Genomic DNA, 12,749 nt, shown 5'->3' on the forward strand with positions numbered 1-12,749 from the left:
GATGGCACGAACCGCACCCACCGTCGCCTACAAGCCGAAGCCGGGGGAGATACCCACCAACCCGGGCGTGTACCGGTTCCGTGACGCCGACGGGCGCGTGCTGTACGTCGGCAAGGCCAAGAACCTCCGCGCCCGGCTGTCGAACTACTTCGCACCGCTGCGCACGCTCCACGAGCGCACGCGACGGATGGTGACGACGGCCGCCTCGGTCGAGTGGACGGTCGTCGCGAGCGATGTCGACTCGCTGCAGCTCGAGTACATGTGGATCAAGGAGTTCGATCCGCCGTTCAACGTGCGCTACCGCGACGACAAGTCGTACCCGTTCATGGCGATCACGCTGGGCGACGAGGCGCCGCGGGTCATCGTGACCCGCAACCGCCGCATCCCGGGCGCGAAGTACTTCGGGCCGTACCCCAAGGTGTGGGCCGTCCACGACACGATCGACCTGATGATCAAGGTCTTCCCGATCCGCACGTGCAGCGACTCGTCGTACAAGAAGGCGATGGCGTCGGGCCGCCCGTGCTTCCCGGGGCAGATCGGGCGCTGCGGCGGACCGTGCTCGATGAAGGTGACCATCGAGGAGCACCGGTCGATCGTCGAGGACTTCGTGGCCTTCATGTCGGGTGGCGACCAGCGGTTCACGAAGGAGCTCACCGCGCGCATGCGCGAAGCCTCCGCGGCGATGGACTACGAGGCCGCGGCGACCTACCGCGACCGGCTCCAGGCGATCGACGCCGTGCTGAACAAGAGTGCGCTCGTGCTGGCATCCGACACCGACGCCGACCTCTTCGGCATCGCCGAGGACGAGCTCGCCGCGACGGTCCAGCACTTCGTGATCCGCGGCGGCCGCGTGCGCGGCGTGCGGGCGACGACGATCGAGAAGGAGCTCGACATCTCGGGCGGCGATCTCGTCGACCAGGTGCTCCAGCGCACCTACGGCAACGCCTCCGGCCCCGACATCCCTCGTCAGGTGCTGGTGCCGTCGATGCCCGAGGACGCCGCCGATCTCGAGGAGTGGCTTCGCGAGCGGCGCGGCAAGTCCGTGACCATCCAGATCGCGCAGCGGGGCCGCAAGGCGGAGCTGATGAAGACCGCCTCGCTCAACGCGCAGCAGGCGCTCATGCTGCACAAGACGCGTCGCACGAGCGACTACGTCGCGCGCAGCCAGGCGCTCACCGACCTGCAGGAGGCGCTCGATCTCGCGGAGGCCCCGCTGCGCATCGAGTGCTTCGACGTCTCGCACCTCGGCGGCACGAATGTCGTGGCGTCGATGGTCGTGTTCGAAGACGGTCTGCCGCGCAAGGACCAGTACCGCTCGTTCAAGGTCGAGGAGACGACCGACGACACCGATTCGATCTACCAGGTGCTGCGGCGTCGACTCGCGTATCTCGACCGCCCGGAAGAGAACGCCGAGCCTCAGCCCGAGCCGACCGCCGACGGCGAGGTCGTGACCGAGCGGCGCCGGGCGCGCTTCGCGTACCGTCCGCAGCTTCTCGTCGTCGACGGCGGCAAGCCCCAGGTCGAGGCTGCGGCGCGCGCTCTGCGCGACGCCGGGCACCAGGAGATCGCTCTGTGCGGCATCGCGAAGCGCCTCGAGGAGGTCTGGATGCCGGGTGAGGAGTTCCCGGTCATCCTGCCGCGCACGTCCGAGTCGCTCTACCTCCTGCAGCGCCTGCGCGACGAGGCGCACCGGTTCGCCATCACCCACCAGCGCAAGCGCCGGCGCCGCGACATCCAGAGCGTCCTGGCCGAGGTGCCGGGCCTGGGCGACGCGCGCATAAAGGCGCTGCTGCGCCACTTCGGATCCGTCGCGGCGCTGAAGGAGGCCAGCCCCGAGCAGATCTCCGAGCTTCCCGGAGTCGGGCCGAAGCTGGCGAGTGCGATCCACGCGCACCTCACCGGTGGATAGGCTGGACACGACGACGGGGGTGGTCATGTCCGAGGAAGCGCGCCGCGAGGCCGGCGAGGTCCTGATCGTCACGGGCATGTCGGGGGCCGGACGATCGACGGCGGCCAATGCACTCGAAGACCTCGGGTGGTATGTCGTCGACAACCTGCCTCCGCAGATGCTCAAGCCGCTGCTCGACCTCACCGAGCTCGCCGCCGGCGTGCTCCCGCGGGTCGCCGTCGTCGTCGACGTGCGCGGCCGCGACCTCTTCTCGGACCTTCCCGATGCGATGCGCGCGCTGCGGGAGCGGCGGCAGATCCGCCTCATGTTCCTGGATGCGTCGGACGACGTGCTCGTGCGCCGGTTCGAGGCCGTGCGCCGACCCCATCCGCTGCAGGGCGACGGCACGATCCTCGACGGCATCCGGCTGGAGCGCGAGCGTCTGACCGCGGTGCGCGAGAGCGCCGACGTCATCATCGACACGTCGGCGTACAACATCCATCAGCTCGCGACGCAGGTCAGCGACCTGTTCACCGAGGCGGACGCCGCCCGGCACACGCTCACGATCCTGAGCTTCGGGTTCAAATACGGCCTGCCGCCCGACGCCGACCTCGTCGCCGACATGCGATTCCTGCCCAACCCATTCTGGAACGAGGCGCTGCGCCCGCTGACGGGGGAGTCCGCCGAGGTGCGCGAGTTCGTGCTCGCCCAGCCCGGTGCCGAGGACTTCATCGACGCGTACGCGACCGCGCTGCGGCCCGTGCTCGAGGGGTATCAGCGCGAGAACAAGCGCCACTCGGTGGTGGCGGTCGGCTGCACGGGCGGCAAGCACCGCTCGGTCGTCATGGCCCGCGAGCTCGCCGAGCGGCTCTCGACGACCCCCGGTGTGGCGGTGCGCGTGAAGCACCGCGATCTCGGACGCGAGTGACACGCTCCACCAACCGCCCGGCCCCCGGGTAGGCTGGACCGTCGTTCCCCACGATCCGAGAAGGAGTCCCGTGTCGCTGACCGCTGACGTGAAGGCCGAGCTGATCACCGTGCGCGACCCGCGCCCCACGGCCCGGGTCGCCGAGCTCACCTCTCTCCTGCGGTTCTCCGGCGGGCTGCACTCGATCGCGAACCGGGTCGCGGTCGAAGCCGAGCTGGACTCCGACATCCTCGCGCGCCGCACCGCGCGCGACCTTCTCGAGCTGTACGGCGTGCGCCCCGAGCTCGTGCACGTGCAGGGCTCCGGCGCGCGCGGCGGCAGCCACTACGCGGTCCGCGTGATCGACGGAGGCGAGACGCTTGCCCGCCAGACGGGGCTGCTCGATCAGCGCCGTCGTCCCGTGCGGGGCCTCCCGAACAAGCTGACGACCGGTTCCCGCGGCGACCTCGCCGCAGTGTGGCGCGGAGCGTTCCTCGCGGCCGGATCGCTGTCCGAGCCGGGCCGTTCGGCCGCGCTGGAGATCACCTGCCCGTCGCCCGAGGCCGCGATGGCGCTCGTCGGCGCCGCGCACCGGCTCGGCATCCCCGGCAAGGCCCGCGAGGTACGCGGCGTGCCGCGCGTCGTCGTCCGCGAAGGAGAGGCCATCCGCGCCGCTCTGGCCGCCATGGGCGCCGAGCGTGCCGCGGCGGAGTGGGATCAGCTCCGACAGCGCCGCGAGGTGCGCGCCGGCGTCAACCGCCTGGTGAACTTCGACGACGCCAACCTGCGCCGCTCCGCCCAGGCCGCCGTCGCCGCGTGCGCGCGCGTGGAGCGCGCCCTCGAGATCCTCGGCGACGAGGTGCCCGAGCATCTCCGCGAGGCCGGCGCGCTGCGCCTGGCGCACCGCGATGCGAGCCTCGACGAGCTCGGTCACCACGCCGACCCTCCGCTGACGAAGGATGCCGTCGCCGGTCGCATCCGGCGCCTGCTGGCCATGGCCGACAAGAAGGCCGAGGCCGAGGGGCTGCCGGGCACCGAGTCGGCGGTGCCGGCCGGCATGGAGGACTGACGGGCGTCAGCCGATCGCCGTCGCCGCCCCGGAGACGGTGATGCCGCCTGTTTCGGGGATGTCGACGATGAGCACCCCGGGCCGCCCCACGTGGCGCCCCTGCGCGATCTCGATGCGCGCCGGCGGGCTGACCGCTCCGGTGGCACGGAGGTAGCCGCCGGTCGCCGCGGCCGCCGCCCCGGTCGCCGGGTCCTCGCTGATCGTGCCCACGGGGAAGATGTTCCGCGCTTCCCAGCGGCCTTCTCCTGTCTCGCGCAGGACGATGACGGTGGCCGGCCACCCCTCGGCGTCCATGAGCGCGCGCGCGCGCCGGGTCGAAGGAGAACGCGTCGAAGGCGATGGCGTCCGTCAGCACGAGGAGCGGATGCCGGTTGCCGGCGAACGCGAGACGAGGCGGATGCCGCGGGTCGAGGTCGTCGCGGTGCAGGCCGATCAGCTCCAGCAGGGCATCGAGGGTGGCGTCGGGAAGATCCTCGACGTACGGCTCGACGCTCGTGAACGACGCCGTCCGTCCGCCGCGGTCCGACCGCGTGACGATGTCGACCCGCCCGACCGGACTGTCGAACGCGAACTCGCCGTCGCCCAGGTCGGCCGCCAGCGCAACCGCGGATGCGACGGTGGCGTGACCGCAGAAGGGCACTTCGGCGACGGGGGAGAAGAAGCGGATGCCTCGCCGCCGGCCCGTGCCGGTCACGAAGGCGGTCTCGGCGTAGCCGACCTCGGCCGCGATCGTCTGCATGGCCGCGTCGTCGAGGTCGTCGGCGCCGATCACGACCCCCGCGGGATTGCCGCCGTCGGGCCGGTCGGAGAACGCCGCCCATCGCTGGATCACCGGTGCTGTCATCCCGCGATCGTAGTCCGCAGGCCCGCAGCGGGCCGAGCACGCCCGGACATCCGGCTACTCCGCGTCATGGAGGGAAGCAACCCCCTCACCGCGTTGTTGGCCCTCAGTAGGATGAACCCGTCACCCTCGCTGCGCCGGGGCTTCGGCGCGCGCCGACAGGAAGAAGAGAACATGGCGAAGTACACCTTGCCCGACCTCCCCTACGACTACGCCGCGCTGGAGCCGCACATCAGCGGCAAGATCATGGAGCTGCACCACAGCAAGCACCATCAGGCGTACGTGACCGGGGCCAACACCGCGCTCGAGCAGCTCGCGGAGGCCCGTGAGTCGGGCAACCTCGCGAACGTCAACAAGCTCGAGAAGGACCTCGCGTTCAACCTCGGCGGCCACGTCAACCACTCGATCTTCTGGACGAACCTGTCGCCCGAAGGCGGCGGCGAGCCCGAGGGCGAGCTGCGCGCGGCGATCGACGAGTTCTTCGGCGGGTTCGACAAGTTCCAGGCGCACTTCACCGCCGCCGCCACGGGCATCCAGGGCTCCGGCTGGGCCGTCCTCAGCTGGGATCCCATCGGTGAGCAGCTGATCATCCAGCAGCTCTTCGACCAGCAGAGCAACACCGCGCAGGGCACGATCCCCGTCTTCCAGCTCGACATGTGGGAGCACGCTTTCTACCTCGACTACCTCAACGTCAAGGCCGACTACGTCAAGGCAGCGTGGAACATCGTCAACTGGCAGAACGTCGCTCAGCGCCTCGACGCGGCCCGTCAGAAGACCTCGGGCCTGCTGGTACTGTCATAGCAGGCGAGGCGTCCCGGCGGGACAGCCCGCCGGGACGCCGTTGTCCATTGTCTGAATCGCACCAAACCGCGCACTCGCGCACGACACATCTCAGGAGAAACTCCGTGGCTGTCAAGATCGGCATCAACGGCTTCGGCCGCATCGGACGCAACTACCTTCGCGCGGCTCTCGCGCAGGGTGCGGACCTCGAAATCGTGGCGGTGAACGACCTCACCGACAACAAGACCCTCGCACACCTGCTCAAGTACGACTCCGTCGGCGGGGTGCTGTCCGAGGACGTCTCGTACACGGCCGATTCGATCACCGTGGGCGACAAGACCATCAAGGTCTTCGAAGAGCGCGACCCGGCGAACCTGCCCTGGGGCGAGCTCGGCGTCGACATCGTCATCGAGTCGACGGGCCGCTTCACCAAGGCGGAGGACGCCAAGAAGCACGTCGCCGGCGGCGCGAAGAAGGTCCTCATCTCCGCTCCTGCGACCGGTGACGACGTCACGATCGTCATGGGCGTCAACGAGGGCGACTACGACCCCGCCAACCACACGATCATCTCGAACGCGTCGTGCACCACGAACTGCCTCGCGCCCCTCGCGAAGGTCTTCAACGACGCGTTCGGCATCGAGCGCGGCTTCATGATGACGGCGCACGCCTACACCGCCGACCAGAACCTCCAGGACGGACCGCACAGCGACCTCCGCCGCGCGCGCGGCGCCGCGATCAACATCGTGCCCGCCTCGACCGGCGCCGCCAAGGCCATCGGTCACGTGCTGCCCGAGCTCAACGGCAAGCTGAGCGGCTCCTCGTACCGCGTGCCCGTCCCCACCGGCTCGATCGTCGACCTGACGCTCGTCACCCCGACCGACGGCCTCACGGCCGAGCAGGTCAACGAGGCGTACAAGGCCGCTGCGGCCGACGGTCGCCTCGCGGGCTACCTGCAGTACACCGAGGACCCGATCGTCTCGAGCGACATCCAGGGCAACCCGCACTCGTCGATCTTCGACGCCGAGCTGACGAACGTCAGCGGCAACCTCGTCAAGGTCTCGGCCTGGTACGACAACGAGTGGGGCTACTCGAACCGCCTCGTCGACCTCACCGAGTACGTCGCCGAGAGCCTGTAACCAGCGATCATGGCCCTGCGCACCCTCGACACCCTGGGTTCGCTGGCCGGCAAGCGCGTCATCGTCCGTGCTGATCTCAACGTTCCTCTCAAGGACGGGATCATCACGGACGATGGCCGTGTGCGGGCCACGCTTCCCACGCTGAACGCCCTCATCAACGACGGCGCCCGCGTCGTCGTCTGCTCCCACCTCGGCCGCCCCGAGGGAGCGCCCGACGACAAGTACAGCCTGGCGCCCGTCGCCCAGCGACTGTCCGAACTGCTCGGCAAGCCCGTCGCGTTCGCGCGCGACACGGTCGGCGAGTCGGCGCACGAGGCCGTCGCGGCGCTCGAGGACGGCGACGTCGCGGTGATCGAGAACCTGCGCTTCAACCCCGGCGAGACGTCCAAGGACGACGCCGAGCGCCGTGCGTTCGCAGAGCGGCTCGCCGACCTCGGCGACGCGCTCGTGTCGGACGGCTTCGGCGTCGTGCACCGCAAGCAGGCCTCGGTGTTCGAGCTCGCCGAGCTGCTGCCGTCGGCCGCCGGCCTGCTCATCGCCGCGGAGCTCGACGTGCTCGACCGCCTGACCGAGAACCCCGAGCGTCCGTACACGGTCGTGCTGGGCGGCTCCAAGGTCAGCGACAAGCTGGGCGTCATCTCGCACCTGCTGCCCCGCGTCGACCGCCTCCTCATCGGCGGTGGCATGCTCTTCACGTTCCTCGCCGCACAGGGTCACAAGGTCGGTTCGAGCCTGCTCGAGGCGGACCAGCTCGACACCGTGCGCGACTACATGCGGCGTGCCGAGGAGTCGGGGGTCGAGCTCGTGCTCCCGACCGACGTGGTCGTCGCCTCGAAGTTCGGCGCCGACGCGGAGCATGTGGTCACCGCGGCCGACGGCATCGAGGACACCGCGTTCGGGGCATCCGGTCTCGGTCTCGACATCGGCCCCGAGACGGCCGCCCGCTTCGCGGAGCTCGTCCGCGGATCGAAGACCGTGTTCTGGAACGGCCCCATGGGCGTGTTCGAGCTCGTGCCCTTCGCCGCCGGCACGAAGGCCGTGGCGCAGGCGCTGACCGAGGTCGACGGCCTGTCGGTCGTCGGCGGAGGCGACTCGGCAGCCGCCGTGCGCCAGCTCGGCTTCGCCGACGACGCATTCGGACACATCTCGACGGGCGGGGGCGCGAGCCTCGAGTTCCTCGAAGGCAAGAAGCTCCCCGGACTGGAGGTCCTCGGATGGCAGTAGATGCTGGTTTCGATTCGTCGGCTGCGCCGAACAGGCGCACACCCCTCATCGCCGGCAACTGGAAGATGAACCTCGACCACCTGCAGGCGGTCGCGTTCGTCCAGAAGCTGCACTGGACGCTGAAGGACGCCAAGCACGAGAACGGCTCGGTCGAGGTGGCGGTGTTCCCGCCGTTCACCGACCTGCGCACCGTTCAGACGCTGCTCGATGCCGACAAGATCCCGTTCGCCCTCGGCGCGCAGGACATCTCGTCGCACGACTCGGGTGCGTACACCGGCGAGGTGTCGGGCGCGTTCCTCGCCAAGCTCGACAATCGGTACGTCATCATCGGGCACTCGGAGCGCCGCGAGTACCACCACGAGTCCGACGAGATCGTCGCGTCCAAGGTGCAGGCTGCGTTGAAGCACGGGCTCGTCCCCGTGATCTGCGTGGGCGAGACGCTCGAGCAGCGCGACGAGTCCGGTCCGACCGCGGTCTCGGTCGGGCAGCTCGAGGTGGCCCTCGAGGGTGTTGCGGCGGATGCCGACATCGTCGTGGCCTACGAGCCCGTCTGGGCGATCGGCACCGGCCAGGTCGCCTCGCCGGAGCAGGCGCAGGAGGTCTGCGCCGCGTTGCGCGAGGTCGTGAAGGCGAAGCTCGGCGACGATGCGGCGGCGCGCACGCGCGTGCTGTACGGCGGCTCGGTGAAGGCGGCGAACATCGCGAGCTTCATGCGCGAGCCCGATGTCGACGGCGCGCTGGTCGGCGGTGCGAGCCTGGTCGTCGACGAATTCGCGGCGATCATCCGGTACCAGAAGCACGTCGGCGTCTGACCGGTATACTCGACCCTTGTGCGATCAGCGAATGATCGCGGCGAAAGGCTTCAACGACTGTGCAGATCCTCGAGTTCGTCCTGCAGGTGCTCCTCGGAATCACGAGCCTCCTGCTGACTCTCCTCATCCTGCTCCACAAGGGGCGCGGCGGCGGCCTGTCCGACATGTTCGGCGGCGGCATGACGTCGGCGCTCGGCTCGTCGGGCCTGGCTGAGCGCAACCTCAACCGCTTCACGGTGATCCTCGCCCTGACGTGGTTCGTCGCGATCGTGGCTCTCGGTCTCATCACGAAGTTCCAGGCCCTCTGATGGCCACCGGAGGCAACGCGATCCGCGGCACCCGCGTGGGTGCCGGCCCGATGGGCGAACAGGACCACGGCTTCCACGCCGAGCGCGTGGCCGTGTCGTACTGGGACGCCCTCGGCAACGAGACCGTCCGCTACTTCGCGGCGGGAATCCCCGACGAGGAGATCCCCGACACGATCGACTCGCCGCACTCCGGGCTTCCGGCCGGGCGCGACAAGGAGAACCCGCCGGCACTGGCGAAGACCGAGCCGTACAAGACGCACCTCGCCTACGTGAAGGAGCGTCGCACCGAAGAAGAGGCCGATGCGCTTCTCGACGACGCCCTCAAGCAGCTGCGCGAGCGGCGCGGTCAGGACTGACGACTCGCATATGCGACAGAAGAGCGGATGCTGCGGCATCCGCTCTTCTCGTTCGTCCGGGCTGTCCGCGCGTCAGTATTCGCGGTCGATGAGCTCGGGCGGCACCTGTGCGGCGGCCGCCTGATCGACGAAGAACACGGTGCGCTTGCGCCCCTTCGCGCCCGCTGCGGGCACGCTCGCGTAGCTGGCGCCGGCGAGGGCGAGACCGAGCGCGGAGGCCTTATCGGATCCCGACAGGACCATCCACACGCGCTTGGAGCCGTTGATCACCGGGCGCGTCATCGTCACGCGTGACGGCGGGGGCTTGGGTGAATCCTGCACGCCGACGACGGTGCGGTCGGTGATGAGGATCTCGGGCCGGTCGGGGAACAGCGAGGCGATGTGGCCGTCCGGACCGACCCCGAGGAAGCAGACGTCGAAAGAGGGCCATGGGCCCTCGGACCCGGCGAACAGGGCGAGCTCGTCGGCGTAGGCCGCGGCCGCCGCATCGAGATCGAGAGCTTCGTCGCTCGCGGCGGCGGCGTGGATGTTCTCGGCCGGGATGTCGAGGGCGTCGAGGAGCGCGGCACGCGCCTGCTTCTCGTTGCGGTCGTCGTCGCCGCGGGGCACGAAGCGCTCGTCGCTCCACCAGAAGTGCACGCGTGACCAGTCGATCTGCGCGACGCGGGGACTCCGGGCGGCTGCGGCGAGGACGGCCGAGCCCATCGACCCGCCGGTGAGTGAGACGTGCGCCGGCTTGCCCTCATCGACGCGCTTGGCGACGCGACTCAGGAAGCGTGCGGCGACCGACTCGGCGAGCGTCGACGGATCGGCGGCGATGACCACTCGTTTCTCGGCCCAAGCCTCAACCATCGGTCTCACTCGCCACACGTCGACTCATGCGTCCTGCGTCTCCTTCGTCGCCGGAGGGTCCAGCAGAGCCCAGCCCTCGGTGATCACTCGACCATACAGGACGTCGGGATCCAGGCGACGAAGCTCCTCGGCCAGGCATTCCCGCAGTGTGCGGCGCGGGAAGGCGAGCTCGTGGCTGGGCTGCCCGGGCTGCGTGAGGATGGCCGACAGCTCGTTCGGACGCTCGAGCAGCACCTCGCCGCTCTCGCGCACGAGGGTCACCGACTTGATGCCGTGCGGCCACTCCTCGGGTTCCAGGTACGCCCAGTCGACGGGCACGTCGAGCGCGAGCCGGAGCCAGGCGGCGAGCAGGGCCGTGGAGGGGGAGTCCGACGCGCCGCGCACGCGGACCGAGGTCACGGGCTCGTACGGCGGCTGGTCGAGGATGGCGGCGAGCTGCTCGCGCCAGCGCGTGAGGCGGGTCCACGCGAGGTCGGTGTCGCCCGGCGCATACTGCTCGCCGAGCCCGGCGACGAAGCCCGACGGGTCGGACTTGGTCGCGGCATCCGTGATCCGTCGCTGCGCGATGCGGCCGATCGACGTCTTCGAGATGTTCTCGGGGGTGCGGTTCGGCCACCACACGACGACGGGCGCGTCGGGCAGGAGCAGGCCGGTCACGAGCGACTCGAGGTTCGAGCGACCGGCCTCGCCGGCGACGCGGAGGGTCACGACCTCGCTAGCGCCGGCGTCGCCGCCGACGCGGATCTGCGCGTCCAGGCGCGAGTCCGAGTCGTCGGCGTTGCCGATGAGCAGCACGATGACGCGCATCGGGTGCTCGCGCGATGCGTCGTTGGCGGCCTCGATGACCTCTTCCATCGCACCCTCGCGGGTCAGGATGATGAGCGTCAGGACCCGGCCGAGCGCGACCGCGCCGCCCTCCTCGCGCACGCTCACGAGAGCGCGCGAGATCTTGCTGACAGTGGTGTCGGGCAGGTCGACGATCACGGGCGCCTCCAGGTACGGCCGTCGCGGGCGAGCATCTCATCCGCGGATGCCGGGCCCCACGACCCGGGTGAATACTGTTCGAGGGGTCCGCCCTGCTCGGTCCAGAACTTCTCGATCGGGTCGAGGATCTTCCAGGAGAGCTCGACCTCCTCGTGCCGGGGGAAGAGCGGCGGGTCGCCGAGCAGCACGTCGAGGATGAGCCGCTCGTACGCCTCGGGGCTGGCCTCGGTGAAGGCGTGCCCGTAGCCGAAGTCCATCGTCACGTCGCGCACCTGGGCGCCCGCGCCGGGCACCTTCGAGCCGAAGCGGATGGTGACGCCCTCATCGGGCTGCACGCGGATGACGAGGGCGTTCTGCCCCTGACCGGACGTCTGGCTGCGCGAGAACAGGAGTTCCGGCGCCCGCTTGAACACCACGGCGATCTCGGTGACGCGTCGCCCCAGGCGCTTGCCCGTGCGGAGGTAGAACGGAACCCCCGCCCACCGGCGGGTGTTGACCTCGAGCGTGATCGCGGCGTAGGTCTCGGTCGTGGACTGCGGGTTCATGCCGTCCTCTTCGAGGAACCCGAGGACCTTCTCGCCACCCTGCCATCCGCCGGCGTACTGGCCGCGGGCGGTCGAGCGCGAGAGGTCGTCCGGCAGGGTCACCGCCGCGAGAACCTTCTCCTTCTCGGCCCGGAGCTCCTTCGCGTCGAATGAGATGGGCTCCTCCATCGCGGTGAGCGCCATGAGCTGCAGGAGGTGGTTCTGGATGACGTCGCGCGCCGCCCCGATGCCGTCGTAGTAGCCGGCGCGGCCACCCACGCCGATGTCCTCGGCCATCGTGATCTGCACGTGATCGACGTAGTTGCGGTTCCAGATCGGCTCGTACAGCTCGTTCGCGAAGCGCAGGGCCAGGATGTTCTGGACCGTCTCCTTGCCGAGGTAGTGGTCGATGCGGAAGATCGAGTCCGTCGGGAACGTGGACCGCAGCGCGTCGTTCAGCGCCTGTGCCGACTCGAGGTCGTGACCGAACGGCTTCTCGATGACCACGCGGCGCCAGCGATCGGGCTGATCGGCGGTGTCGTCGACGAGGCCCGAGGCGCGCAGCTGCTCCGCCACCAGCGCGAAGTCCTTCGGCGGGATCGACAGGTAGTAGGCGTGGTTGCCCATCGTCCCGCGCTCGACGTCGAGCTTCTCGACGGTCTCGCGGAGACGGCGGAACGCGTCAGGGTCGCCGAATTCGCCCGAGACGAAGCGGATGCCCTGCAGCAGCTGCTGCCAGGTCTCGTCGCGGAACTCGGTGCGCGCGTGCTGACGCACGGCGTCGTACACGACCTCTGCGAAGTCCTGGTCCTCCCAGTCGCGGCGGGCGAAGCCGACCAGGGCGAACCCCGGAGGCAGCAGACCGCGATTGGCGAGGTCGTAGACGGCGGGCATGAGCTTCTTGCGCGAGAGATCGCCGGTGACCCCGAAGATCACGAGCGCACTCGGACCGGCGATGCGGTTGAGGCGGCGGTCTTCGGGGTCGCGCAGGGGATTGCGTCCGCGCGCGATCTCGACACCGTGCCCCTCCGGGGCGTGACTCGATCCCAGGACGTCGTGAACTGTCAT

Annotated in this window: 13 protein-coding genes and 1 pseudogene; 9 read left to right on the forward strand and 5 right to left on the reverse strand. The window is 69.8% G+C overall.

Features of this window, described 5'->3' with window-relative positions; genetic code table 11:
- Nucleotide 1 precedes the first annotated feature (1 nt).
- From uvrC to whiA, 3 genes are all read left to right on the forward strand, one after another.
- On the forward strand, nt 2-1,909 hold the full coding sequence (uvrC, locus tag OB08_RS01895; RefSeq protein ID WP_461471536.1) for an excinuclease ABC subunit UvrC: 1,908 nt from the start codon (nt 2-4) through the stop codon (nt 1,907-1,909).
- 25 nt (nt 1,910-1,934) lie between these two features.
- A complete protein-coding gene (rapZ, locus tag OB08_RS01900; protein WP_461471538.1) occupies nt 1,935-2,816 on the forward strand; it encodes an RNase adapter RapZ in 882 nt (293 codons plus the stop codon).
- A 70-nt stretch (nt 2,817-2,886) separates the two neighbouring features.
- The gene (gene whiA, locus OB08_RS01905) at nt 2,887-3,864 is read left to right on the forward strand and encodes a DNA-binding protein WhiA (RefSeq protein ID WP_461471540.1); all 978 of its coding nucleotides are present in this window, start codon (nt 2,887-2,889) and stop codon (nt 3,862-3,864) included.
- A gap of 6 nt (nt 3,865-3,870) precedes the next feature.
- Here whiA and OB08_RS01910 read toward each other — a convergent pair whose 3' ends face one another.
- Nucleotides 3,871-4,158: a PhzF family phenazine biosynthesis protein gene (locus OB08_RS01910; protein ID WP_461471542.1), complete on the reverse strand. Its 288-nt coding sequence runs from the start codon at nt 4,156-4,158 to the stop codon at nt 3,871-3,873.
- Between the two features lie 19 nt (nt 4,159-4,177).
- Nucleotides 4,178-4,708, reverse strand: a pseudogene (locus OB08_RS01915) (PhzF family phenazine biosynthesis protein); the annotation flags it as partial.
- A 171-nt stretch (nt 4,709-4,879) separates the two neighbouring features.
- On the opposite strand from OB08_RS01915, the gene OB08_RS01920 reads away from it, so the two are divergent.
- From OB08_RS01920 to OB08_RS01945, 6 genes are all read left to right on the forward strand, one after another.
- Entirely contained in the window at nt 4,880-5,506 is a 627-nt protein-coding gene (locus tag OB08_RS01920; RefSeq protein ID WP_461471760.1) for a superoxide dismutase, read from the forward strand.
- Between the two features lie 104 nt (nt 5,507-5,610).
- Complete coding sequence (gene gap, locus OB08_RS01925; protein WP_461471544.1) at nt 5,611-6,621, forward strand: type I glyceraldehyde-3-phosphate dehydrogenase; 1,011 nt, start codon at nt 5,611-5,613, stop codon at nt 6,619-6,621.
- Nucleotides 6,622-6,630: 9 nt separating this feature from the next.
- Entirely contained in the window at nt 6,631-7,845 is a 1,215-nt protein-coding gene (locus OB08_RS01930) for a phosphoglycerate kinase (protein ID WP_461471546.1), read from the forward strand.
- On the forward strand, nt 7,836-8,657 hold the full coding sequence (gene tpiA / locus OB08_RS01935) for a triose-phosphate isomerase (protein WP_461471548.1): 822 nt from the start codon (nt 7,836-7,838) through the stop codon (nt 8,655-8,657). Before OB08_RS01930 ends, tpiA begins: the two co-directional genes overlap by 10 nt.
- Before the next feature lie 59 nt (nt 8,658-8,716).
- A complete protein-coding gene (secG, locus tag OB08_RS01940) occupies nt 8,717-8,965 on the forward strand; it encodes a preprotein translocase subunit SecG (RefSeq protein WP_055964254.1) in 249 nt (82 codons plus the stop codon).
- Entirely contained in the window at nt 8,965-9,321 is a 357-nt protein-coding gene (locus OB08_RS01945; protein WP_461471551.1) for an RNA polymerase-binding protein RbpA, read from the forward strand. The genes secG and OB08_RS01945 overlap by 1 nt, the downstream gene beginning before the upstream one ends.
- 72 nt (nt 9,322-9,393) lie before the next feature.
- Here OB08_RS01945 and pgl read toward each other — a convergent pair whose 3' ends face one another.
- Genes pgl through zwf form a run of 3 tightly spaced genes read right to left on the reverse strand, consistent with a single transcriptional unit; the run spans nt 9,394 to nt 12,749 of the window.
- A complete protein-coding gene (pgl, locus tag OB08_RS01950; protein ID WP_461471553.1) occupies nt 9,394-10,173 on the reverse strand; it encodes a 6-phosphogluconolactonase in 780 nt (259 codons plus the stop codon).
- A 24-nt stretch (nt 10,174-10,197) separates the two neighbouring features.
- The gene (locus tag OB08_RS01955; protein WP_461471555.1) at nt 10,198-11,157 is read right to left on the reverse strand and encodes a glucose-6-phosphate dehydrogenase assembly protein OpcA; all 960 of its coding nucleotides are present in this window, start codon (nt 11,155-11,157) and stop codon (nt 10,198-10,200) included.
- The gene (gene zwf / locus OB08_RS01960) at nt 11,154-12,749 is read right to left on the reverse strand and encodes a glucose-6-phosphate dehydrogenase (protein WP_461471557.1); all 1,596 of its coding nucleotides are present in this window, start codon (nt 12,747-12,749) and stop codon (nt 11,154-11,156) included. Before zwf ends, OB08_RS01955 begins: the two co-directional genes overlap by 4 nt.

It is taken from the genome of Microbacterium sp. HJ5 (assembly GCF_054824025.1).